The sequence below is a fragment of the Stutzerimonas stutzeri genome, assembly GCF_002909485.1.
Lineage (GTDB): Bacteria > Pseudomonadota > Gammaproteobacteria > Pseudomonadales > Pseudomonadaceae > Stutzerimonas > Stutzerimonas stutzeri_AH.
On record NZ_PPXG01000002.1, the window covers coordinates 732,363 to 756,229 of the forward strand.

Genomic DNA, 23,867 nt, shown 5'->3' on the forward strand with positions numbered 1-23,867 from the left:
AAGGCGCTGTCGGGTCGGGGTTCCATTGCCTTACTGGATTTCGAATCGCTCAGGGCAACGGCTGCGCCGCGGTGATTATGGAGATATAATCCCGCGCTTATGCCCGGCGACCCCTGCGCGTGCTGCAGCGCCTGGCGTCATATGCGGTATCGCGTGCGGTACATGCCGCTTGCGCAGAGCAGCTACGGTGCTGTCAGCCTGTCCTGGCTCTAGCGCCCCATCGAATTCAAGATACGAGAAGCGAACTCCACCATGATGCGCAGCCACTATTGCGGCCAACTGAACGAAAGCCTGGACGGCCAGGAAATCACTCTTTGCGGCTGGGTACATCGCCGTCGTGACCATGGCGGGGTGATCTTCCTCGACGTGCGTGATCGTGAGGGCCTGGCTCAGGTGGTCTTCGATCCGGATCGCGCAGAAACCTTCGCGACAGCCGACAAGGTGCGCAGTGAATATGTAGTGAAGATCACCGGAAAGGTGCGCCTGCGCCCAGCCGGTGCGGTCAACCCGAACATTGCTTCCGGCGCCATCGAAGTACTGGGCTACGAACTGGAAGTATTGAACGAAGCGGAGACGCCGCCGTTCCCGCTCAATGAGTACAGCGATGTAGGCGAAGAGACGCGACTGCGCTACCGCTTCATTGATCTGCGCCGTCCGGAAATGGCAGAAAAGCTCAAGCTGCGCTCGCGCATCACCGCCAGCATTCGCCGCTACCTGGATGAAAACGGCTTTCTGGATGTGGAAACCCCGATTCTGGGTCGCCCTACGCCTGAAGGTGCGCGTGACTATCTGGTGCCCAGCCGTACCCACGCCGGCAACTTCTTTGCGCTGCCGCAATCGCCGCAGCTGTTCAAACAGCTGCTGATGGTTGCCGGCTTCGACCGCTACTACCAGATCGCCAAGTGCTTCCGCGACGAAGACCTGCGCGCTGATCGCCAGCCTGAGTTCACTCAGATCGATATCGAAACCAGCTTCCTCGACGAAGCAGACATCATCGGTATCACCGAAGGCATGATCCGCAAGCTGTTCAAGGAAGTGCTGGATCTGGAATTCGGTGACTTCCCGCACATGCCGTTCGACGAAGCGATGCGCCGTTATGGCTCTGACAAGCCTGACCTGCGCATCCCGCTTGAGCTGGTGGACGTGGCTGATCAGCTCGACGCCGTCGAATTCAAGGTGTTCTCGGGCCCGGCCAACGACCCTAAGGGGCGCGTCGCCGCGCTGCGTGTTCCGGGTGCCGCGAGCATGCCGCGCAGCCAGATCGACGACTACACCAAGTTCGTTGGTATCTACGGCGCGAAGGGTCTGGCCTATATCAAGGTCAACGAGCGCGCCAAGGGCGTCGAGGGCTTGCAGTCGCCGATCGTCAAGTTCATCCCGGAAGATAATCTCAACGTGATCCTTGATCGCGTCGGTGCAGTCGATGGCGACATTGTCTTCTTTGGTGCCGACAAGTCGAAGATCGTTTCCGAGGCGTTGGGCGCGCTGCGCATCAAGATCGGTCACGACCTCAAGCTGCTGACTTGTGACTGGGCGCCGCTGTGGGTGGTTGATTTCCCGATGTTCGAAGAGAACGACGACGGCTCTCTGAGCGCATTGCACCATCCGTTCACTGCGCCAAAATGTTCACCGCAGGAGTTGGAGGCCAATCCGGCTGGGGCTCTGTCCCGCGCTTACGACATGGTGCTCAACGGCACCGAACTCGGTGGTGGCTCGATCCGTATCCACCGTAAGGAAATGCAGCAGACCGTGTTCCGCATTCTCGGAATCGATGAGGCCGAGCAGGAAGAGAAGTTCGGCTTCCTTCTCGATGCGCTTAAATTCGGTGCTCCGCCGCACGGCGGTCTGGCCTTTGGCCTCGATCGCCTGGTGATGCTGATGACCGGTGCGCAGTCGATTCGCGAAGTGATCGCCTTCCCGAAAACCCAGAGCGCTGCGGACGTGATGACCCAGGCACCGGGTGCGGTGGACAGCAAGGCACTGCGTGACCTGCATATCCGCCTGCGTGAGCAACCCAAGGCGGAGTAAGTGCTATCCGAAGCCTGGTTCTGCCAGGCTTCTTCGTCTTGCGGTGCGGAGCCGTGCAGGCGTTATGGCGATAGTTGTCTCCCGTCCTGATGTGTAGTTGCAGGTGGGGGCGGTTATCGAGATTTCTGATTCAGTCGAAGAATGGAGTGAGTTATGGCTGGTCATTCCAAATGGGCCAACATCAAGCATCGCAAGGAGCGTCAGGACGCCAAGCGGGGCAAGATCTTCACCAAATTGATCCGTGAGCTGACCGTGGCGGCCAAGCATGGCGGTGGCGTGCCCGCAGATAACCCGCGTCTGCGCCTGGCAGTGGACAAGGCATTGACGGCCAATATGTCGCGCGACGTGATCGATCGTGCTATCGCGCGGGGCGCAGGCTCCAGTGAAGCCGATAACATGACCGAGCTCAGCTATGAGGGCTACGCACCGAGCGGCGTGGCAATCATCATCGAGGCCATGACTGATAATCGTAATCGCACCGCAGCCGAAGTGCGCCACGCGTTCAGCAAGAACGGCGGTAACCTCGGTACTGACGGCTCGGTTGCCTATATGTTCGATCGTAAGGGGCAGATCAGCTATGCGCCTGGGGTCGATGAGGACGCGCTGATGGAAGCGGCGCTTGAAGCTGGCGCGGACGATGTGGCCAGCCAGGAAGATGGTTCGGTGGAGGTTTACACCAGCTTCGCGGATTTCCTCTCGGTCAATGAAGCGTTGACGCAGGCTGGCTTCAAGGGTGATGAAGCGGAAGTGGCAATGATTCCCTCGATCATGGCGCCTATCGCCGATGTCGAGACGGCGCAGAAGGTCCTGCGCTTGATCGATGCGCTGGAAGATCTGGACGATGTGCAGAACGTCTACCACAACGCGGAGATTTCTGACGAGATCATGCAGCAGCTGAATTAAGCCAAGCATTGCGGCATGTGCAGCCGGGAGCCGCTTTGATGGGCTCTCGGCTTTTTTATGGGTGTGGGTTGGCGTGATCCTGTTGGTGGCGCACCAGGCAGCGTCTCCGTATACTCGCCACTGGATAAATAGCCAGCACGACGGTACGCATGACGCTCATTTTGGGTATCGATCCCGGCTCTCGAATTACCGGTTACGGTGTCGTTCGCGATACCGGCCGCGGTTGTGAATATGTGGCGTCCGGTTGTATCCGTACAGGTACCGGGGACCTGCCTGACCGCCTGCGTGCGGTGTTCAGTGGCGTGAGCGAGGTCATCCAGACCTATGGTCCGGTGACCATGGGCATCGAGCAGGTGTTCATGGCGCGTAACGCCGACTCTGCGCTCAAGCTAGGTCAGGCCCGGGGCGCAGCCATCGTTGCTGGAGCCGAGGCGGGCCTGCAGATCGCCGAGTACACCGCAACGCAGGTCAAGCAGGCCATCGCCGGGACAGGTGGGGCGGACAAGCAGCAGGTGCAGATGATGGTCATGCATCTGCTCAAACTCCTGGAAAAACCGCAGATCGATGCTTCAGACGCGCTGGCCATTGCACTATGTCATGCGCACCATCGGCAAAGCCTGATCCCTCACGGCTTGGCCGGTGCCAAGCGGCGAGGCGGGCGGTTACGGCTGTAGAAATTGCCAGCATTCTTTTAAGTGGCATGTTAATGCGATTGGCCGCAGCCTTGGCTGTGGAGTCGGAGGAAACAGGATTGATCGGACGTTTGCGTGGCACGCTGGCGGAGAAACAACCGCCACATCTGATTCTCGACGTTAACGGCATCGGCTATGAGGTCGAGGTGCCGATGACGACACTCTATCGCCTGCCTGCCCTTGGCGAGCCGGTCACACTGCACACTCATCTGGTCGTGCGCGAAGACGCGCAGCTTCTTTATGGCTTTGCCGAGAAGCGCGAGCGCGAGCTGTTTCGCGAGCTCATTCGCCTGAACGGTGTTGGTCCCAAGCTGGCGCTTGCATTGATGTCCGGGTTGGAAGTCGATGAGCTGGTGCGTTGCGTGCAGGCGCAGGACACATCGGTGCTGGTGCGTATACCGGGGGTTGGCAAGAAGACCGCCGAGCGGCTTCTAGTGGAGTTGAAAGATCGCTTCAAAGCTTGGGAAAGCATGCCTGCAATCGCGACCTTCGTGGTTGAACCCGGGAGCAAAATGGCAGTCACAAGCGCCGAGAATGATGCGGTCAGCGCGTTGATCTCCTTGGGCTTCAAGCCGCAGGAAGCCAGCCGTGCGGTGTCCGCCATACAGGAAGATGATTTGAGCAGTGAAGAAATGATCCGTCGCGCCCTCAAGGGCATGGTGTAAGCCATGATCGAAGCGGATCGTATCGTCACCGCGGGCACTCGTGATCGTGACGAGCAACTGGACCGTGCCATTCGTCCCTTAACGCTGGCTGATTACATCGGTCAGCCGGTCGTACGCGAGCAGATGGATCTTTTCATTCGCGCTGCCAAGGGGCGCCAGGAAGCGCTGGACCATACGCTTATTTTCGGCCCGCCCGGTCTGGGCAAGACCACGCTGGCGAACATCATCGCCGAAGAAATGGGCGTGTCGATCAAGAGCACATCGGGGCCTGTTCTTGAACGGCCTGGCGATCTTGCTGCCTTGTTGACCAATCTGGAGTCCGGCGACGTGCTGTTCGTCGACGAGATTCATCGTCTTTCGCCTATTGTCGAGGAAGTGCTATATCCGGCAATGGAAGATTTCCAGCTGGATATCATGATCGGGGAGGGGCCTGCGGCTCGCTCGATCAAGTTGGACCTGCCACCGTTCACCCTTGTGGGTGCCACTACTCGTGCCGGCATGCTGACCAATCCGCTGCGCGATCGATTCGGCATCGTCCAGCGACTGGAGTTTTACTCCACTGAAGATCTGGCCACTATCGTCCGCCGTTCAGCGAGCATCCTGGGGCTTCCGACCGAGCCCGAGGGGGCTTTCGAGATTGCTCGAAGGGCACGAGGAACGCCACGAATAGCCAATCGCCTGCTGCGCCGCGTGCGTGACTTCGCCGAAGTGCGTGGTCGCGGCGAGATTACGCGGCAGATTGCCGACCTCGCGCTGAACATGCTCGATGTCGATGAGCGTGGTTTCGACCATCAGGATCGGCGCTTGCTGCTCACGCTGATCGAGAAATTCGACGGTGGGCCGGTTGGCATCGACAGCCTTGCCGCTGCGATCAGCGAAGAGCGTCATACCATCGAGGACGTGCTCGAGCCGTACCTGATCCAACAGGGCTACATAATGCGCACGCCGCGCGGTCGGGTAGTGACGCGCCATGCCTATCTGCACTTCGGCCTCAACCTGCCCAAACGAATGAGCGATGCACCGACCCCTGACTTGTTCGATGGCGACACAGTTTGAAGAAAATAATGTTCTCTAACCCGATTGGCATTTACAGGGCTGAGCACTAGTATGCGCGCGCAAGCCGGAGCTGAAATCTTCACCCACCGCTGTCGAGTCTATTACGAGGACACCGATGCGGGCGGCATTGTCTACTACGTCAATTACCTCAAATTCATGGAGCGAGCTCGTACCGAGCGGTTGCGGAGCCTGGGATTCGCTCAGTCGCAATTGGCCGGTGAGGACTTGCTGTTCGTCGTGCATTCGGTTGAGGCGCGCTACCGCGCCCCAGCACGTTTGGATGATGAGTTGTTGGTGAGTGCCGAGGTGATCGAGCTCAATCGTGCCAGCCTGCGTTTCCGTCAACAGGTTCGCCGTGCGGTAGATGATGTTTTGCTTTGTGAGGGGCAGGTGCTGGTGGCCTGCGTACGTGCCGAAAGTTTGAAACCCCGAGCCATTCCCGAGGCGCTGCGCAGCGCATTCGCGGGCTTGGGTCTATCCCCTGCAGGAGAGTAAGCGTGGAAGCCAACGTCGATCATATGTCCATGTGGAGCCTGATCAGCAATGCCAGCTTCGTGGTTCAGCTGGTCATGCTGATCCTTGTCGGCGCCTCGGTAGCCTCATGGATTCTGATTTTTCAGCGCGGCAACATGCTGCGTGCCGCAAAGCGATCGCTCGATACCTTCGAGGAGCGCTTCTGGTCAGGCGTAGATCTGTCCAAGCTCTATCGCCAGGCAGGTAGCAACCCTGACCCAGATTCTGGTGTAGAGCAGATCTTCCGTGCCGGCTTCAAGGAGTTCTCCCGTCTGCGTCAGCAGCAGGGCGTCGATCCGGATGCGGTAATGGATGGCGTCAACCGTGCAATGCGCGTGGCGATTTCCCGTGAAGAGGAAAAGCTGGAGCAGAGCTTGCCATTCCTCGCCACCGTCGGCTCCACCAGCCCCTATATCGGTCTGTTCGGTACGGTCTGGGGGATCATGAATTCGTTCCGTGGCCTGGCTCAGGTGCAGCAGGCGACGTTGGCGACCGTGGCGCCTGGTATCGCCGAGGCGTTGATTGCCACGGCGATTGGCCTATTCGCTGCGATTCCTGCGGTGATCGCCTACAACCGCTTCGCTGCTCGTGGCGAGATGCTTATCGGGCGTTACTACACCTTTGCCGATGAGTTCCAGGCAATCCTGCATCGCAAAGTCCACACCACCGAAGACTGAGGCCCACGGCCATGGCCAGAATCCGCAAAAGACGCAAGCCCGTCGCCGAGATGAACGTGGTGCCATACATCGACGTGATGCTGGTATTGCTGGTCATCTTCATGGTTACGGCGCCGATGCTCAATCAGGGGGTCAAGGTCGATCTGCCGAAGGTCAGCAGTGAGGCCTTGCCGCAAGATAACGACAAGCAGGTGTTGACCATCTCCATCAAGGCCGACAAGACGTATTACTGGAATGTGGGTAGCGAGGTCGACACTGAAAGCAAGGGCAACGAGGCCGTCGCGCTGGAGGACATGACTCAGGCTGTGGTCGCCATCATGCGTCAGCGTCCGGATACCCAGGTATTCATCCGCGGCGACCGCGCTGTGGATTACGGCTCGGTCATGGCGGCCATGGGTGGCTTGCAGGAAGCGGGCGTAGGTAACGTTGGCCTGATCACCGAGGCTCCTTGATGCAGCAGCGTGACCCGTCACCTTCGCAGAGCTACTTCTGGCCGACCGTGCTCGCCGTCGGCTTGCATGTTCTGGTCTTCGGCATGCTTTTCGTCAGCTTTTCCAAGACGCCCGAGCTGCCGCCGTCCAAGCCGATCGTGCAGGCTACTCTGTACCAGCTGAAGTCTCAGAGCCAGGCCACCACTCAGACCAATCAGAAGATTGCCGGTGAGGCGAAGAAGACAGCTGCCAAACAGTTCGAAACCGAGCAGATGGAGCAGCGTAAGGTCGAGCAGCAAAAACAGGCTGCGGCTGTGGCTGCGGAACAAAAGAAGGCTGAAGAGGCTCGAAAGGCCGATGCGGCGAAAGCAGCAGCCGACAAAGCTGCAGCGGCAAAAAAGGCCGAGGAGGCCAAGAAGCTCGAGCAGCAGAAGCAGGCCGAAATCGCGAAAAAGAAGTCGGCTGAGGAGCTGACCAAGAAAAAGGCTGCGGAGGAAGCTAAGAAAAAGGCCGCCGAAGAGGCAAAGCGCAAGGCAGCTGAAGAGGCCAAGAAGAAGGCTGCAGCCGAGGCAGCCAAGAAGAAGGCGGCTGAAGAGGCGAAGAAGAAAGCGGCAGCAGATGCAGCGCGCAAAGCGGCAGAGGACAAGAAGGCGCAGGCGCTGGCCGAGCTACTGTCCGATACCACCGAGCGTCAGCAGGCATTGGCCGATAGCCATGGCGATCAGGTCGCTGGCGACTTCGACGATCTGATTCGGCTGCGTGCGGCGGAAGGCTGGAGTCGACCACCATCGGCGCGTAATAACATGACTGTTCAGCTTCAGGTAAACATGCTTCCGGATGGCACAATCGCCAATGTCAGCGTGTACAGGTCGAGCGGTGATGCGCCATTCGATAATTCTGCGGTCGCCGCAGTAAAGAACATCGGTCGGTTGACTGAAATGCAGGGCCTGAGCCCGCAGGATTTTCAACCTTACCGATCATTCAAAATGACATTCACGCCTGAGGATCTTGCGTTGTGATCAACTCCCTTCGAGGTCTACTTGTCCTGCTCTGCTGTCTTGCGGGAATCGCAGTAGCGCAGGAGAAAAATATTGTCGTCACCAGTGGTGCCGATCGCGCGATTCCGATCGCCGTCGTCCCGTTCGGCTGGCAGGGCGGCACCGTGCTGCCGGAGGACATGGCTGAGATCATTGGAAACGACCTGCGTAACTCGGGCACGTTCCAGCCCATACCTCGGCAGAACATGATCAGCATGCCTACCCGTGGTAGTGAGATCATCTACCGTGACTGGAAAGCTCTGGGTACCCAGTATGTGATGGTAGGGAATATCGAGCCGGCTGGTGGTCGGCTGCAGGTACGCTACGAGGTGTTCAATGTAGCCACCGAGCAGCAGGTCATGACTGGAACGGTTGGCGGTGCACCGGACCAGCTGCGTGACATGGCTCACCACGCCGCTGACCAGTCGTTTGAAAAGCTCACTGGCATCAAGGGCGCATTTTCCACCCGTCTGCTGTATGTGACCGTCGAGCGGTTGGGTGGCGCGAACACCCGCTACACGCTGCAACGCTCCGACTACGATGGTGCGCGTGCGGTGACGTTGCTGCAGTCGCGTGAGCCTATTCTTTCTCCGCGCTACTCGCCTGATGGCCGCCGAATCGCCTACGTGTCGTTCGAGCAGAAGCGTCCGCGTATTTTCATGCAGCATGTCGATACCGGTCGACGCGAGCAGATCACCAATTTCGAAGGCCTGAACGGTGCGCCGGCATTTTCGCCGGACGGCAATCGGCTGGCGTTCGTGCTTTCGAAGGACGGCAACCCGGAGATCTACGTGATGGATCTAGGCTCGCGGCAGTTGCAGCGTCTGACCAACCACTATGCGATCGACACCGAACCCTTCTGGGGTGCTGACGGCCAGACCATCTACTTCACCTCCGACCGTGCCGGCAAACCGCAGGTTTACAAGCAGCGGATAGGCAGCAATTCGGCCGAGCGCGTAACGTTCGTCGGAAACTACAATGCGAACCCTAAACTGTCGGCTGATGAGAAGACTCTTGTCATGATCCACCGCCAGGACGGCTACACCAACTTCAAGGTTGCTGCCCAGGACCTGCAGCGGGGCAACCTGCGGATACTTTCGGATACCAGTCTGGATGAGTCACCCACTGTTGCGCCTAATGGCACCATGCTAATCTACGCCACCCGCCAGCAGGGCCGGGGAGTCTTGATGCTCGTGTCCATCAATGGACGCGTTAGGCTCCCGCTTCCAACAGCTCAAGGAGAAGTCCGAGAGCCGTCCTGGTCCCCTTACCTGAACTGATGCGGTATCAACGCTTTTTAACCAAAAACACACCTGGGGTTGTTACACATGGAAATGCTGAAATTCGGTAAGTTCACCGCTCTGGCTCTGGCCATGGCTGTTGCTGTCGGTTGTTCCTCCAAGGGCGGCGACGATTCGGGTGAAGGTTCGGGCGCGATCGATCCGAACGCTGGTTACGGTGCTGATTCCGGTTCCGTCGATAGCAGCATGAGCGAAGAAGCTGCTCTGCGCGCCATCACTACCTTCTACTTCGAGTACGACAGCTCCGACCTGAAGCCGGAAGCCATGCGCGCTCTGGACGTTCACGCCAAGGACCTGAAAGGCAACGGCGCTCGCGTCGTTCTGGAAGGCCACACCGACGAGCGTGGTACCCGCGAGTACAACATGGCTCTGGGCGAGCGCCGTTCCAAGGCCGTTCAGCGTTACCTCGTACTGCAGGGCGTTTCCCCGGCCCAGCTGGAGCTGGTTTCCTACGGCGAAGAGCGTCCGGTTGCCATGGGTAACGACGAGCAGTCCTGGGCTCAGAACCGTCGCGTCGAACTGCGTAAGTAATTCGATATGCGCAAGTACCGCCACGCTCTGACTTTTACAGTGCTCGGTCTGCCGCTTATGGCGGTGGCTCAAGTGCCGGTTGTGGATTACGAACAGGGCGCCGCTAGCGGCAACTCTGGCTACTCCACGGCCGCGCCGAGCGGTGACGGTGCCTATGCTGGAGGTGGAGCTACTGCTCCATCTTCGGCGCAGGGCATGCTCTTCATGCAGCTACAGCAGATGCAGGAAGAGATCGCGCAATTGCGCGGCATGCTTGAGGAACAACAGAATCAGATCCAGCGCCTGCAACAAGAGGGGCTGGAACGTTACAAGGATATTGATCGGCGCCTGTCGAGTGGGTCCACCTCTACCGCCAATCAGTCCTTGCCCTCGGGTAATACGGCCTCCACGGCTGGAAGTTCGGGCACTGCTAGCGCCAGCCAAGGCCAGTCGCAAAGTGGGTCGAGCGATCCTGAGCAGGAAAAGCTCTACTACGATGCTGCTTTTGACCTGATCAAGGCGAAAGACTTCGATAAGGCCAGCCAGGCTTTTGCGGCCTTTCTGCGCAAATACCCTGACAGTCAGTACGCGGGCAATGCGCAGTACTGGCTGGGCGAGGTCAATCTGGCCAAGGGCGATTTGCAAGGCGCCGGCCAGGCCTTCGCTCGGGTCAGCCAGGCTTATCCGCAGCACAATAAGGTGCCGGATTCGCTCTACAAGCTGGCTGATGTCGAAATTCGTCTGGGTAACCGGGACAAGGCTCAGGGCATTTTGCGTCAGGTCATTGCCCAGTACCCGAATACATCGGCTGCACAGTTGGCTCAGCGGCAACTCAATCGCTGATATCACGCTGGCGATACGAACGAAACCCGCCCGTTGTGCGGGTTTTTTCGTTAGAATCGCCGCCCCTATTTCCCGCAACGGAGGCGGATGGCCTGTTTAGCCGTCACGCCCGTGGCTGATATGACTCTGCGAATTACCGAGATTTTTTACTCGCTGCAGGGGGAAACGCGAACCAGTGGGCTGCCCACTGTGTTCGTTCGCCTGACCGGCTGTCCCCTGCGCTGTCAATATTGTGATACCGCCTATGCGTTCAGCGGTGGAGAGCTGATGACTCTCGATGCGATCGTTGCGCGTGTCGCGTCCTACAATCCCCGCTACGTCTGCGTAACCGGTGGAGAGCCTTTGGCGCAGCCTAACTGCGTGCCATTGCTGGAGCGCCTTTGTGATGCAGGGTACGAGGTTTCACTGGAGACCAGTGGTGCGCTCGATATTTCTGCGGTGGATGAGCGCGTCAGTCGAGTGGTAGACCTGAAAACGCCGGGCTCTGCCGAGGTTGCACGCAATCGCTACGAGAACATCGCCTATCTCACGCCTAACGATCAGGTGAAGTTCGTCATCTGTTCCCGCCAGGACTACGACTGGGCCGTCACTAAGCTGATCGAATATGGGCTGGATAGGCGCGCCGGTGAAGTGCTCTTCTCGCCCAGTCACGGCCAGGTTGATGTTCGTGCGCTTTCGGATTGGATCGTTGCTGACAATCTGCCTGTGCGGTTGCAGTTGCAGCTGCACAAGATCATCTGGAACGACGCCCCCGGCCATTGAGATCGTAGCTCCGGTGGCCAGCTTCATGCTGGCTGGGACAACCCGCTTTGAAGGTATCGCGAAATGAACGATAAGAAGGCAGTCATCCTGCTGTCCGGCGGACTCGATTCGGCTACCGTCGTGGCCATGGCCCGTGATCAGGGTTACGCCTGCTACACGATGAGTTTCGACTATGGGCAGCGTCATCGGGCCGAGCTGCAGGCCGCCGAACGGGTAGCGAAACAGTTGGGTGTGGTCGAGCACAAGGTGATTGGGCTCAACCTAAACGGCATCGGCGGCTCGGCGCTGACCGATGAAAGCATCGATGTGCCTGAGGTGCCAAGTGAGGGCATTCCTGTCACCTACGTTCCTGCACGCAACACAGTCTTTCTCTCGCTGGCGCTTGGCTGGGCGGAAGTGCTCGGCGCGCGCGACATCTTCATCGGTGTCAATGCGGTCGACTATTCCGGCTATCCAGATTGTCGGCCGGAGTTCGTTGCGGCGTTCGAGCGCATGGCCAATCTGGCTACCAAGGCTGGTGTGGAAGGGCTGGGGTTCCGTATTCGGGCTCCGCTGCAAGAGCTGAGCAAGGCGCAGATCGTCCAGGAGGGGGTTCGTTTGGGAGTGGACTATGCGATGACAGTTTCCTGCTATCAGGCTGATGCGGATGGTCGGGCATGTGGTAAATGCGACAGTTGCCGACTGCGCGCTGCCGGTTTTGCCGAAGCTGGCTTGGCTGACCCGACGCGCTATTTCTAGATTGCCGTCGCGCTTGATCTCGGGCTGACGCCACACTGTATTGATTGAATCTTTTTTAAAAAAAAGTTTGTTTTCATCAATCAAATCAGTATCATGCGCCCCGCATTGGGTCGTTAGCTCAGTTGGTAGAGCAGTTGGCTTTTAACCAATTGGTCGTAGGTTCGAATCCTACACGACCCACCATTTTTCTCCTTCGGGAGTACGAGAAGTCGGACGACCTTGAAGGTCTCCGGCTTTTTTTATGCCTGCATATTGGCAACGGCGCTCGCCTGGGTGCTACGTTCGGCCATAAGCGGCGTTTTTCTCTACGACCTTAGTAGGTGGCTCAAGGGTTTTTAAACGTAATAGACTGCGGACTTCCTGATTGTCCGTTGGTTCGAGGCTCAAATGTATTCTGATCGCATCCGCTTGTCCTCTCTGCAGAGCAAGGTAATGAGCGCCCAAGAGGCCGCTTCCCTTATCCGCGACGGCATGACCGTTGGCATGAGCGGTTTCACCCGTGCGGGCGAAGCCAAGGCCGTGCCCCTCGCGCTGATCGACCGCGCCAAGGACGAGAAGCTGCAGATCAGTCTGGTTACTGGTGCCAGCCTGGGTAACGATCTCGATGGCAAGATGGCTTCAGCGGGGCTGCTGGCCCGTCGCATGCCGTTCCAGGCCGATCCGGTACTGCGCAAGGCGATTAACGCAGGTGAGGTCATGTTCATCGACCAGCACCTGTCGCACACCGTCGAGCAGATGCGCAACCATCAGATCAAGCGCCCTGACGTCACCATCATTGAGGCGCTGTGCATCACCGAGCAGGGCCACATTGTTCCGACCACATCCGTGGGCAACTCTGCCAACTTGGTGATGTTTGCCGACCAGGTGATCATCGAGCTGAATCTGGCGCACAACCTGAACCTGGAAGGTCTGCACGACATCTACTTCCCAGGCGAGCGTCCGAACCGCGGTCCGATTCCGCTGACCAAGGTCGATGACCGTCTCGGTGCTACCTCGATCCCGGTCGATCCCGCCAAGATCGCTGCTATCGTCATCACCGATCAGCCGGATTCCTACTCCACGGTTACCCCGCCGGACGCAGATACCCAGGCCATCGCCAACCATCTGGTTGAGTTCTTCAAGAGCGAAGTCGATGCTGGTCGTATGGCGAAGAATCTCGGCCCGATGCAGGTTGGGATCGGCAACATCGCCAACGCCGTGATGTGTGGTCTGATCGACTCGCCGTTCGAAGACCTGGTCATGTACTCCGAAGTACTGCAGGACTGCACCTTTGAGCTGATCGACGCTGGCAAGATGACCTTTGCTTCCGGTTGCTCCATCACGCTGTCCGAGCGTTGCAATGACCGCGTGTTCGGCAATCTGGAAAAGTACAAGGACAAGCTGATCCTGCGTCCTCAGGAAATTTCCAACCATCCAGAGCTGGTGCGTCGTCTGGGCATCATCGGCATCAACACCGCGCTCGAGTTCGACATCTATGGCAACGTCAACTCCACTCACGTGGGTGGCACCAAGATGATGAACGGCATTGGCGGTTCGGGCGACTTCGCACGTAACGCCCACATGGCCATCTTCGTGACCAAGTCGATCGCCAAGGGTGGCAACATCTCCAGCGTCGTCCCAATGGTTGCGCACGTTGACCACACCGAGCATGACGTCGAAATTCTGGTGACCGAACAAGGTCTGGCTGACCTGCGTGGTCTGGCGCCGCGGGAGCGTGCGCGTGTCATCATCGACAACTGCGTGCACCCGTCCTATCGTGACGTGCTGAACAAGTATTTCGATGACGCCTGCAAGAAGGGCGGTCAGACGCCACACCTGCTGGGCGAAGCCATGCAGTGGCACATCAATCTGGAAGAACGTGGGCACATGCTCAAGGGCGAGTAATCCAGAAGAAACCGCCGGCTGATGCCGGCGGTTTTCATTTCGTAGGGTGCAATGCTCTGCGCTACCCGAGCAATTCCGTCTGCTTTCCCTTTTACAGACGCTTCGGCTAGTATTCCTGCCCCTTGAATGGCAGGACGCAAGTCTGAATCCTGCGCCCTCCGTATCTATCGACGAGCCCGAATTTTCGGTTCATGCCGTTATACTCGGCGCTTCGTGCAATCCCGTGCTGGCAGGACCCGTCCATGACGCAGATACCCGAACGCATTCTTGTGCAGGCTCACCTGGCGGCCAAGCAGCCCAAGCCGCTCACGCCTGAGCAGGAAGTGCAGTTGCGCGGTGAGATAGCCGCCGAGTTGAAGCGCCAGAATGCGGTGCTGGTGGCGCATTACTACACTGATCCGGTAATTCAGGCGTTGGCGGAAGAAACCGGTGGCTGTGTTTCCGACTCCCTGGAGATGGCGCGCTTCGGCAATGAGCATCCGGCGCAGACCGTGCTGGTCGCGGGCGTCAAGTTCATGGGAGAAACAGCGAAAATTCTCAACCCCGAAAAGCGTGTGCTGATGCCGACGCTCGAGGCCACCTGCTCACTCGATCTGGGCTGCCCGGTCGAAGAGTTCTCGGCTTTCTGCGATCAGCATCCGGAGCGCACCGTGGTGGTCTATGCCAATACCTCGGCTGCGGTGAAGGCGCGGGCTGATTGGGTGGTGACATCCAGTTGTGCGCTTGAGATCGTCGAAAGCCTGATGGATAACGGCGAGAAGATCATCTGGGCGCCGGACAAGCATCTTGGCGACTACGTGCAGCGGGAAACCGGCGCAGACATTCTGCTTTGGGATGGCGCCTGTATCGTTCATGAAGAGTTCAAGTCCAAGCAGCTGGCGGACATGAAGGCCTTATATCCCGATGCAGCCATTCTTGTGCATCCGGAGTCCCCGCAGGCTGTGGTCGAGCTCGCCGATGCTGTAGGGTCCACCAGCCAGCTCATCAAAGCCGCGCAGACGTTGCCGCAACAGACCTTCATCGTCGCGACCGATCGCGGCATCTTCTACAAGATGCAGCAGCTTTGTCCGGATAAAACCTTCATCGAAGCGCCAACCGCCGGCCAGGGCGCGAGCTGTCGCAGCTGTGCGCATTGCCCCTGGATGGCGATGAACACCCTGGAGAGGACGCTGGAGTGCCTGCGCGCGGGAAGCAACGAGATCTTCGTCGATCCAGCGATCATTCCGCGGGCGGTCAAGCCACTCAAGCGGATGCTCGATTTCACTCAGGCCGCACGGCTGAAACAGGCAGGCAACGCCTGAGGTTGCTGCAAGGGCGCTGAGCCTTCAGCGCCATTGCTGATTCATCGCAGCATTTCGTCGACCATGCGCTTCTCATCGATCAGTTGTTTTTGGCGTGCGTCGATCCGTGCGGATATCTGGAAGTTGCTGGCGCGGCGTTTGGCCAGGTTCAGCTGCTCAATACCCTGGTCGTAATCGCCCACTAGCGCGAAGTATTCCGCCCGCGCCTGATGCAGCCCGACAATATTGCCGCTCAGTCCGCGGACCTCTGCTACCTGATACCAGATATCGGGATCCCGCCGGCGCTGGTCGACGAGCCTGTCGAGTTCGCGCTCGGCCTGCTGCGTTTCTCCCTGCTCCATCAGCAGGTCGATGTGCATCTGGCGCACTGGGTAGTTGCCCGGGTACAACTGCAGCAGCCGCTGCACGCGTGTCTGTGCCTGTTGCAGGCGGTTGGAGGTGATGTCCAGCTCGATCTGCGCAAGGTTATAGGTGAGGTCGTCCGGCGCCTTGGCCAGTAGGGGGGTGAGCGTGCTGCGCGCGTCTTCGAGTTGCCCAGCCTTGATCTGTGCGAGCGCCAGGCCATAGCGGGCCGCATCCATCTCAGGGTTGTCGCTGAGCATCGCTCGAAAACGCTTGGCTCCAACTCCTGGAGTGCTTTCAAACTTCAGCTGCGTGCGAGCACGCATCAACTGGTAACGCAGGCTGTCCTGCGCACCACCCTTCGGGTACTGCTCTGCTCGGTTCGTGGTGTCGGCGATGCGCGATTCGCTGACCGGGTGAGTCAGGAGAAACTCGGGCGGCTTCTGGTCATAACGATACTGCCGCATCAGGCGACCAAACATTGACGGCATTGCGCGAGGATCGAACCCGGCCCGTTCCAGGTTTACGATGCCGATACGGTCAGCTTCCTGTTCGTTCTGTCGGGAAAATCGGCGCTGGGCCTGAATCGCCGCCGCTTGAGTAGAAACGATGGCGGCGATGCCCGCGTCCCCTGCGCCGGCCGCTGCGGCCACAACGCCTGCCAGCATGGCGGCCATCATCGGCAGCTGCATGCGCTGCTGCGCTTCAAGGCCGCGGGCGAAGTGGCGCTGCGACAGGTGCGCCAGTTCGTGCGCCATCACCGAGGCGTATTCGGCTTCGGTTTGCGCATGAATGAACAGGCCGCCATTGACGCCGATTATCCCCCCGGGGGCGGCAAAGGCGTTCAGTTGCGGGCTGTCCAGCAGAACGAATTCTAAGCGGCGATCCTGCAGCTGGCTTGTCTCGGCAAGGCGGTAGACGCTGCTCTCAACATAGTCTTTTAGTTGCGGGTCGGAGAGCTGTCTGACCTGTCCACGCAGCAGGCTGAGCCATGCGCGACCCAGTTGATGTTCCTGTTCCGGCGAGACTATGCCGGAACTGGCATCGCCGAGTGAAGGCAGATCGTTCGCCAACACTACTGGTTGGACGAGCAGGCAGGTGAGCGTGAGGAGGGCAGGGCGCAGCAGTTTCATCCAGACAGGCTCATTGAAGTGAGAACGGCTACTGTAGCCTTGACCTTGGCCAGCTGGCCAGAGCCCCGCTGTGCTAGGTATGCTGCGAGGCTTTTCTGTGGAGGCGAACCATGACTGAAGCACGACCGCAGTCGCTTGAGTGCGATGCCGAGCTGGATGCTGTTGGGCTCGATTGTCCGATGCCATTGCTCAAGGCCAAACTGGAACTCAATCGGTTGGCCAGCGGTGCGGTACTGAAGGTCGTTGCCAGCGATCCAGGTTCGCAAAGGGATTTCCGCAGTTTCGCCAAGCTGGCCGGCCATGCGCTGTTGCATGAGGAGGTCGACAACGGCCTCTATCGCTATTGGCTGCGCAAGGCCTGACGATTTGCTTCGAGGAATTACATGATCAAGGTATTACGCGGTTGGATGCAGCGTTACTTCTCTGATGAGGAGGCGGTAGTTCTCGCGGTTCTGCTGTTTCTTGCATTTGCAGCTGTGCTGACCCTTGGCAAGATGCTCGCACCGGTCTTGGCCGGTCTGGTGCTGGCATTCCTGATGCAGGGGCTCGTCGCTGCCCTGGAGCGCTTGCGAGTGCCACATTCGCTGGCGGTCTGGTTGGTGTTTCTGATGTTCATCGGCGTGCTTGTGATTTGCCTGCTGTTCATTGTGCCGCTGCTTTGGCAGCAGGTGCTGACGCTGTTCAACGAGTTGCCGCGCATGCTCGTCGAGTGGCAATCGCTGCTGTTGTTGTTGCCAGAGCGCTATCCGCAGCTGGTAACCGACGAGCAGGTGCTACGCGGCATCGACTTCATGCGCGGTGAAATCGGGCGGTATGGTCAGCTGGTGCTAACTTCGTCGTTATCCAGTCTTCCGTTACTGATCGGGCTGATGATCTACCTGGTCCTGGTGCCCATTCTGGTGTTCTTCTTCCTCAAGGATCGGCAGCAGATCAGTGACTGGATCAAGGGCTACCTGCCGCGTGAGCGGGGCTTGATCACACAGGTATCGCAGGAAATGAACCTGCAGATCGCCAATTACATCCGTGGCAAGGTGATCGAGATCCTGATCTGTGCGGTGGTGTCCTATGTGGTCTTCGCCGCCCTGGGGCTCAACTATGCGGCTCTGATGGCAATGCTGGTGGGGGTGTCGGTGGTCGTTCCCTATATCGGCGCCACTGTCGTCACCATACCTATCGCGCTGATCGGGATATTCCAGTGGGGGCTGGGCGATCAGTTCTTCTACCTGATGGTGGCTTACGCGATCATTCAGACGTTGGACGGCAACGTGCTGGTGCCGTTGCTATTCTCCGAGGCGGTGAATCTGCATCCGGTTGCGATCATCTGCGCAGTGCTGCTGTTCGGCGGTCTCTGGGGCTTCTGGGGTGTTTTCTTCGCAATCCCCCTGGCCACGCTGTTCAAGGCCGTTCTCTACGCTTGGCCGCGCGGGCCGGCTGCGGTGGTGGTGCCCCCCAGCGAGTGAGGTGCGAAGGGCTGGCAGAGCGCCAGCCCTTTTTTACGCTTCGTTCAACGCCTGGGCAGCTTGGAGCACTGCTTCTACATGGCCAGGCACTTTTACAGAGCGCCACTCCTGCCGCAGTACGCCGTTGCGGTCGATGAGGAAAGTGCTGCGTTCCACGCCGAGATACTCCTTGCCGTAGAGCTTCTTCAGCTTGATTACGCCGAACAGTTGGCAGAGTCGCTCGTCCTTGTCGCTTATCAGCTCGAACGGAAAGCTCTGTTTGGTGCGGAAGTTTTCGTGGGTCTTCAGGCTGTCACGGGAAATGCCGAACACCAGTGTGTTCGCCGCCAGAAACGCCGGGTGATGATCGCGAAACCCTTGCCCCTGGGTCGTGCAGCCGGGCGTGTTGTCCTTCGGGTAGAAGTACAGCACCACCTGCTTGCCAGCCAGCGATTCGAGATCGATCAGCTGGCCGCTCGTGGCCTGGGCCTGGAAGGGCGGAACGGGGCGGTCGATTTCAACGGCCATGTTGACTCCTGTTGCTAGGCTTAAGGGTTCTGCGGGCGCCATGGCTCGATCAGCGCATCGAGATTGAGCGCATCGGCAAAATCAAGGAACTGGTCGCGCAGCCAACTGATCTGGGTGCCGGCGGGAAGCGTGACGGTCAATGTGGCGTTGAGCATGGTCCCGCCGGTTTGCGGTGCCTGATAGGTGTCGCAGGTAAGGCTCTCCAGCTCGACGCGGTGGTCGATGAAGAATTGACACAGCTCATTGAGGATGTCTGGGCGAAAAGCCGCACTCACATAGGCTACGTAGGGCAGCGCTTGTGGGCGGGTCTCCAACGCTTCGCTGCGCACTACGTTGGCGGTGAAGGCGTGCTTCTTCGATAGCCCCGGAAGGGTGGTTTCCATCCGGGCCAAAGCATCCCAGCTACCAGTGACTTCCAGAACCAGCGCACTGCATTCGCCGTGACGCGTCAGCCGCGTGCTGACCACTGCGCAGCGATTCTCGTTGGCGGCCCGGCAGAGCACGTTAGTTAGCTCCATCGGGTTGGAGCCCAGAGCGCTGATGACGAGAAATTGTTCGCGGGGTAAAGGGGGGGTGGACATGCAGCATTCCTGGCGGTGGTGAATCGGTCGGCCAGCCAAGCCGAAAACGGCTAAGGGTAGCGAAAAGCGAGGTCAGAGGGAATGCGCGCTGCCCAATGGAGGTCTTTGTCTCGTGTTCCCAGCAAGGCGCTGGGTGCTTCGTGCGGCATGCTTCACGCTACTCGCAAAGCGCAGGGGAGCCTTGTACCATTACGCCTCTTTTTATTTATTCCGGCAGGAGTGGTTGCATGATTGCGGGCAGTATGGTGGCGCTGGTCACGCCCATGGATGCGCAAGGCGGTCTGGACTGGGACAGCCTGAGCAAACTGGTGGACTTCCATTTGCAGGAAGGCACCAATGCAATCGTTGCTGTCGGAACTACGGGTGAGTCGGCCACGCTGAGTGTTGCCGAGCACATCGAAGTGATCCGGCGTGTTGTCGATCAGGTTAATGGCCGCATTCCGGTGATCGCCGGCACGGGCGCCAACTCCACCAGTGAAGCCGTCGAGCTGACCGAGAATGCCAAGACTGCTGGCGCAGATGCCTGCTTGCTGGTAACCCCGTACTACAACAAGCCGACTCAGGAAGGGCTGTACCTGCACTTCAAGCACATCGCCGAGGCCGTGGCGATCCCGCAGATCCTTTACAACGTGCCAGGCCGAACTGTGTGCGACATGCTTCCGGACACCGTTGAGCGACTTTCCAAAATATCGAACATCATCGGTATCAAGGAGGCCACGGGCGATCTCAAGCGCGGGCAGGAAGTCCTGGATCGTGTCAGCAAGGATTTTCTCGTTTATTCGGGCGACGACCCAACAGCCGTCGAGCTGATGCTGATGGGCGGTAAGGGCAACATTTCCGTTACGGCGAATGTGGCGCCTCGCGCCATGAGCGACCTCTGCGCCGCGGCAATGACGGGTGATGCCGTCACCGCCCGGGCTATCAACGAGCGGTTGATGCCATTGCATCGCGCTCTGTTCCTGGAGGCCAATCCGATCCCGGTCAAATGGGCATTGCACGAGATGGGCCTGATGGGTAATGGCATCCGTCTGCCATTGACCTGGCTGAGTCAGAGCTTCCAGGAACCGCTACGCCAGGCAATGCGCCAAACCGGCGTACTGGCTTAATAACAAAGGAATACGCATGAAGCGACTGGCCGGACTCTCGACCCTTGCCCTGATGATCTCTGCAACTAGTGGCTGCGGCTGGCTGTGGGGCGACGATGGATACTTCCGCGACCGCGGTAGCGACTACCTTTCGGCGCGGCAGACCGCGCCGATGCAGGTGGCAGTCGATGGCGAGACCCGCCCGCTCGACCCACTGCTGCCGGTACCGCGCCAGGTTGCCGACAGCACCAGCACCGGCAAATACGAAGTGCCACGTCCCCAGCGCCTGCAGGTGGCAGCGGACGTCAGCAATTTCAGCGTGCAGTCGTCAGGGGATTCCCGCTGGCTGGTAGCGCAGTACGCGCCATCGCAGGTATGGATCGCCGCGCGCCAGTTCTTCACCGACAAGGGCTTCAGCATCGCTGACGAACGCCGCCAGACTGGCGAGTTCGCCACTGCCTGGCAGACCGCTTCTCAGTTGGACGAAGCGCTGGTGCGCAACCTGGGCATTCAGGACGGCGAAACGCGTGTACGTGTTCGTGTCGAGCCCGGCGTGCAGCGCAACACCAGTGAGATCTTCGTCGTTAGCGTCAAGCGCCCAGCCGGTAGCAGCACCGACGTTGCCTGGCCGGAAACCCCAGCCAACAAGGAGCTCGACCGGGTACTGCTCGACGAGCTGCAGGTCAGCCTGAACCGTAGCGCCCGTCAAGGCGGCTCCGTATCGCTGCTGGCCGAGCGGGACTTCGATGCCCCGAGCCGTGTAAACCTGACCGAAGACGGTAGCGGCAACCCGCTGCTGCAGCTGGACAGCGACTTCGACCGCGCCTGGTCCAGCATTGGCCGTGCGCTTCAGGCGGCAGACCTGCGAGTCGACGATCTTGATCGCAGCCTCGGTGTTTACTACGTGAACCTCAGCGAGCGCGCCAACGACCCGGATGACAAGCCAGGCTTCTTCAGCCGCCTGTTCGGTGGTTCGCCTGACAAGGACGAGATCGAGGCGCGGGCCGAGCGTTACCAGCTACGCCTGACACGTGTAGGCAACGGCGTTCAGGTGACGCTCGACAAGAGCATCGACAGTGTCGCACCAGCGGACGTTGCACGCAGAGTGCTTAGTCAGATCAAAGATAACCTGGGTTAAGCGAAAGCAGCCCTGTAACACGACACGGATAGGCGAAACCTCATGGTTTCGCCTGTTTCGTTTCTGCTGACCTGCCAACCGCGGAAGTTTTCGTATGACCACTCCTACCTCCCTCAGCCTGAAGAAAATCTATTCGGGCAAGGTTCGTGATCTCTACGAGATCGACGACAAGCGCATGCTCATGGTCGCCACCGATCGCCTTTCAGCTTTCGATGTGATTCTTGCCGAACCAATTCCGGAGAAGGGCAAGATCCTCACCGCCATCTCCAACTTCTGGTTCGACAAGCTCAACGGCCTGATCCCCAACCACTTCACCGGTGACAAGGTCGAAGACGTTGTGCCAGCAGCCGAGTTGCCGCTGGTAGAAGGCCGTGCCGTGGTCGCCAAGCGTCTAAAGCCGGTAGCAGTGGAGGCGATTGTACGTGGCTACATCGTCGGCTCCGGCTGGAAGGAATACCAAAAAAGCGGCACGGTTTGCGGCATCCAGCTTCCGGCCGGTTTGAAAGAAGCTGCCAAGCTGCCGCAGCCGATCTTCACACCTTCGACCAAGGCTGCCGTGGGCGACCACGACGAGAACATCTCGTTCGAGCAGTGCGAAGCCATCATCGGTAGCGAGCTGGCCGCCCAGGTGCGTGACGTTTCCATTGCGCTCTACAGCGCTGCGGTCGAGTACGCGGCCACCCGCGGGATCATCATCGCCGATACCAAGTTCGAGTTCGGGCTCGATGAAGATGGCACGCTGACGCTGATGGACGAAGTGCTGACGCCCGACTCCAGCCGTTTCTGGCCGGCCGACAGCTACGAAGAGGGCAAGAACCCGCCAAGCTTCGACAAGCAGTTCGTCCGCGATTGGCTGGAATCCACCGGCTGGAACAAGCAGCCTCCAGCGCCTGCCGTTCCGGCAGATGTCGCGCAGAAAACCGCCGATAAGTACCGCGAGGCGCTTACCCGCCTGACCGCCTGATCAGCGCATGCAAGCGGATTCGCCGGAGTCCGCTCGTGGAAGACGCCAAGAGGCTGAAAAACGGTAAAAATCTGCGCAGTTGGGGTTCGACAAACCTGCTCCAGCTGCTATGATGCGCGCCGCTGGAGAGATGCCGGAGTGGCCGAACGGGACGGATTCGAAATCCGTTGTACCCTCGCGGGTACCTAGGGTTCAAATCCCTATCTCTCCGCCATTACATATAGCCTAAGCCCCTGGAATTCCTAGAGTTTCGGGGGCTTTTGTTTTTCTAGGCTGGGCAACTGTCGAAGAATTGTCGAAGGTCGCGTACAGGCCCGAAGGCTACTGCGTCTCGCAGATGGTCCGGTGCAAGATGGGCATAGCCGCATCGTCATCACTAGGCGCATGGCTACTCTACAGGGCGCCGCCGTTCACCACGAAGCGACTGGCGAGGATATGCCGCGGTAAATGCGCGATTGCCCTGCGCGCAGGGTGATGCCGATACCGTCATGGCCGTGTCGTGATGTCTCAGTCAGGTTGATAGCAAGCCGCGGCATCGGAGCGACAGTGGATAACCAATGTCGTTGACGCGCTTGCTAGGCAACGTTCAGCTGCCAGGACACGCCAAAACGGTCGTTTAGCCAACCGAACCGCTGACTAAAGCCATAGTTGTCCAATGGCATAAGCACCTGGCCGCCCTCGGAAAGAGCAGCAAATACCTGCTCCAAATCCTCGACGGTATCGAGCTGCACGAAGGTGGAGCTTGCCGGTGTGAATGAGAAGTCATGTTTGACTGGGCTGTCGGAGCACATGAACTCTTGTCCGCAAAGGATGAACACCGCGATTTTGATGCCGCCCTCCGGCCCTAGCTCTCCTTCGACGTACCGCTCAGCTCGCAGAGCACTAGCGTCCGGAAACGTTGCTAAATACAGATCCAGCGCGGCTTGCGCATCACCTTGGAACATAAGAAAGGGTGTGGCTGTGGCCATCAGACACCTCGATATCAGTTTTGCTATCAATGCGTGAGTTTAGCCGCGCGGCAACGCTATGACGCTGGCGAACAAGCTGCTAAGGATCTGCTGGGCGGTGTGGTGCTACGAGCGACGGCTCAGTGGCGACTGGCAAAGCGCAAGAATCCCGCCTAACGGCGGGGTGGAAAAATTAAGTGATGGTTCTAGTGGTTGTGGTGATCATGATCTTCGTGATTGCTTGGCCCCCGCTGCGCGAACTACAGAATGGCCCGGGCAGTGCCCAGAACAGGCCGGATATACGAATGCAACCGCGCTGACGACAGGATCGAAAAAGCTATTCCTCACTGCTTGTGGGGAGAGTCCATA

The 23,867-nt window shown here is 59.1% G+C and carries 25 protein-coding genes and 2 tRNA genes; 23 read left to right on the forward strand and 4 right to left on the reverse strand.

Translation table 11 applies throughout. The features are described from left to right. The first annotated feature begins 252 nt into the window (after positions 1-252). From aspS to nadA, 17 genes are all read left to right on the forward strand, one after another. Complete coding sequence (gene aspS / locus CXK91_RS07255) at positions 253-2,028, forward strand: aspartate--tRNA ligase (protein WP_103455493.1); 1,776 nt, start codon at positions 253-255, stop codon at positions 2,026-2,028. Between the two features lie 153 nt (positions 2,029-2,181). Then, positions 2,182-2,931, forward strand: coding sequence for a YebC/PmpR family DNA-binding transcriptional regulator (locus CXK91_RS07260; RefSeq protein WP_103455494.1), 750 nt, complete (start codon positions 2,182-2,184; stop codon positions 2,929-2,931). Between the two features lie 149 nt (positions 2,932-3,080). Next, on the forward strand, positions 3,081-3,605 hold the full coding sequence (ruvC, locus tag CXK91_RS07265) for a crossover junction endodeoxyribonuclease RuvC (protein WP_103455495.1): 525 nt from the start codon (positions 3,081-3,083) through the stop codon (positions 3,603-3,605). A 77-nt stretch (positions 3,606-3,682) separates the two neighbouring features. Then, on the forward strand, positions 3,683-4,288 hold the full coding sequence (gene ruvA / locus CXK91_RS07270; RefSeq protein ID WP_103455496.1) for a Holliday junction branch migration protein RuvA: 606 nt from the start codon (positions 3,683-3,685) through the stop codon (positions 4,286-4,288). A 3-nt stretch (positions 4,289-4,291) separates the two neighbouring features. Then, a complete protein-coding gene (gene ruvB / locus CXK91_RS07275; RefSeq protein ID WP_103455497.1) occupies positions 4,292-5,344 on the forward strand; it encodes a Holliday junction branch migration DNA helicase RuvB in 1,053 nt (350 codons plus the stop codon). A gap of 51 nt (positions 5,345-5,395) precedes the next feature. Beyond that, positions 5,396-5,839 carry a tol-pal system-associated acyl-CoA thioesterase gene (gene ybgC, locus CXK91_RS07280; protein ID WP_103455498.1) on the forward strand — a complete coding sequence of 148 codons (444 nt, stop codon included), beginning with the start codon at positions 5,396-5,398 and terminating at the stop codon, positions 5,837-5,839. A gap of 2 nt (positions 5,840-5,841) precedes the next feature. Further along, on the forward strand, positions 5,842-6,534 hold the full coding sequence (gene tolQ / locus CXK91_RS07285; RefSeq protein ID WP_103455499.1) for a protein TolQ: 693 nt from the start codon (positions 5,842-5,844) through the stop codon (positions 6,532-6,534). A gap of 11 nt (positions 6,535-6,545) precedes the next feature. After that, positions 6,546-6,986, forward strand: a complete 441-nt coding sequence (gene tolR, locus CXK91_RS07290; RefSeq protein WP_103455500.1) for a protein TolR — start codon at positions 6,546-6,548, stop codon at positions 6,984-6,986. Next, entirely contained in the window at positions 6,986-7,984 is a 999-nt protein-coding gene (gene tolA, locus CXK91_RS07295) for a cell envelope integrity protein TolA (protein WP_103455501.1), read from the forward strand. Before tolR ends, tolA begins: the two co-directional genes overlap by 1 nt. Beyond that, positions 7,981-9,282, forward strand: coding sequence for a Tol-Pal system beta propeller repeat protein TolB (tolB, locus tag CXK91_RS07300; protein WP_103455502.1), 1,302 nt, complete (start codon positions 7,981-7,983; stop codon positions 9,280-9,282). The genes tolA and tolB overlap by 4 nt, the downstream gene beginning before the upstream one ends. A 48-nt stretch (positions 9,283-9,330) precedes the next feature. Next, positions 9,331-9,834 (forward strand): peptidoglycan-associated lipoprotein Pal, encoded by a 504-nt coding sequence (gene pal / locus CXK91_RS07305; RefSeq protein WP_003280313.1) that lies wholly within the window; start codon positions 9,331-9,333, stop codon positions 9,832-9,834. 6 nt (positions 9,835-9,840) lie between these two features. Then, entirely contained in the window at positions 9,841-10,656 is an 816-nt protein-coding gene (gene ybgF / locus CXK91_RS07310) for a tol-pal system protein YbgF (RefSeq protein ID WP_103455503.1), read from the forward strand. A 120-nt stretch (positions 10,657-10,776) separates the two neighbouring features. Then, positions 10,777-11,418 (forward strand): 7-carboxy-7-deazaguanine synthase QueE, encoded by a 642-nt coding sequence (gene queE / locus CXK91_RS07315; protein ID WP_181003928.1) that lies wholly within the window; start codon positions 10,777-10,779, stop codon positions 11,416-11,418. Between the two features lie 63 nt (positions 11,419-11,481). Continuing rightward, entirely contained in the window at positions 11,482-12,156 is a 675-nt protein-coding gene (gene queC / locus CXK91_RS07320; RefSeq protein ID WP_103455505.1) for a 7-cyano-7-deazaguanine synthase QueC, read from the forward strand. 107 nt (positions 12,157-12,263) lie between these two features. Further along, positions 12,264-12,339, forward strand: a tRNA-Lys gene (locus tag CXK91_RS07325). Between the two features lie 204 nt (positions 12,340-12,543). Next, positions 12,544-14,040, forward strand: coding sequence for an acetyl-CoA hydrolase/transferase family protein (locus tag CXK91_RS07330; RefSeq protein WP_103455506.1), 1,497 nt, complete (start codon positions 12,544-12,546; stop codon positions 14,038-14,040). A gap of 242 nt (positions 14,041-14,282) precedes the next feature. After that, positions 14,283-15,341, forward strand: a complete 1,059-nt coding sequence (gene nadA, locus CXK91_RS07335) for a quinolinate synthase NadA (protein WP_103455507.1) — start codon at positions 14,283-14,285, stop codon at positions 15,339-15,341. Between the two features lie 41 nt (positions 15,342-15,382). On the opposite strand, the gene CXK91_RS07340 is transcribed toward nadA, so the two are convergent. Next, the gene (locus CXK91_RS07340; protein ID WP_103455508.1) at positions 15,383-16,816 is read right to left on the reverse strand and encodes a M48 family metalloprotease; all 1,434 of its coding nucleotides are present in this window, start codon (positions 16,814-16,816) and stop codon (positions 15,383-15,385) included. A 110-nt stretch (positions 16,817-16,926) separates the two neighbouring features. Between CXK91_RS07340 and CXK91_RS07345 the strand changes: the two genes are divergently transcribed. Further along, a complete protein-coding gene (locus tag CXK91_RS07345) occupies positions 16,927-17,178 on the forward strand; it encodes a sulfurtransferase TusA family protein (protein ID WP_103455509.1) in 252 nt (83 codons plus the stop codon). Between the two features lie 21 nt (positions 17,179-17,199). Next, on the forward strand, positions 17,200-18,276 hold the full coding sequence (locus CXK91_RS07350) for an AI-2E family transporter (RefSeq protein ID WP_003280327.1): 1,077 nt from the start codon (positions 17,200-17,202) through the stop codon (positions 18,274-18,276). Between the two features lie 33 nt (positions 18,277-18,309). On the opposite strand, the gene CXK91_RS07355 is transcribed toward CXK91_RS07350, so the two are convergent. Then, positions 18,310-18,783, reverse strand: coding sequence for a peroxiredoxin (locus CXK91_RS07355; protein WP_103455510.1), 474 nt, complete (start codon positions 18,781-18,783; stop codon positions 18,310-18,312). A gap of 20 nt (positions 18,784-18,803) precedes the next feature. Next, positions 18,804-19,364 carry a glycine cleavage system protein R gene (locus CXK91_RS07360; RefSeq protein WP_103455511.1) on the reverse strand — a complete coding sequence of 187 codons (561 nt, stop codon included), beginning with the start codon at positions 19,362-19,364 and terminating at the stop codon, positions 18,804-18,806. 227 nt (positions 19,365-19,591) lie between these two features. On the opposite strand from CXK91_RS07360, the gene dapA reads away from it, so the two are divergent. From dapA to CXK91_RS07380, 4 genes are all read left to right on the forward strand, one after another. Continuing rightward, positions 19,592-20,470 (forward strand): 4-hydroxy-tetrahydrodipicolinate synthase, encoded by an 879-nt coding sequence (gene dapA / locus CXK91_RS07365; protein WP_103455512.1) that lies wholly within the window; start codon positions 19,592-19,594, stop codon positions 20,468-20,470. A gap of 16 nt (positions 20,471-20,486) precedes the next feature. Next, positions 20,487-21,587, forward strand: coding sequence for an outer membrane protein assembly factor BamC (gene bamC, locus CXK91_RS07370; RefSeq protein WP_103455513.1), 1,101 nt, complete (start codon positions 20,487-20,489; stop codon positions 21,585-21,587). Positions 21,588-21,681: 94 nt separating this feature from the next. Further along, positions 21,682-22,551, forward strand: a complete 870-nt coding sequence (locus tag CXK91_RS07375; RefSeq protein ID WP_103455514.1) for a phosphoribosylaminoimidazolesuccinocarboxamide synthase — start codon at positions 21,682-21,684, stop codon at positions 22,549-22,551. A gap of 124 nt (positions 22,552-22,675) precedes the next feature. Continuing rightward, positions 22,676-22,765 (forward strand) — tRNA-Ser (locus CXK91_RS07380). A gap of 361 nt (positions 22,766-23,126) precedes the next feature. Here CXK91_RS07380 and CXK91_RS07390 read toward each other — a convergent pair. Next, positions 23,127-23,519: a VOC family protein gene (locus tag CXK91_RS07390; RefSeq protein ID WP_103455515.1), complete on the reverse strand. Its 393-nt coding sequence runs from the start codon at positions 23,517-23,519 to the stop codon at positions 23,127-23,129. Positions 23,520-23,867 lie beyond the last annotated feature (348 nt).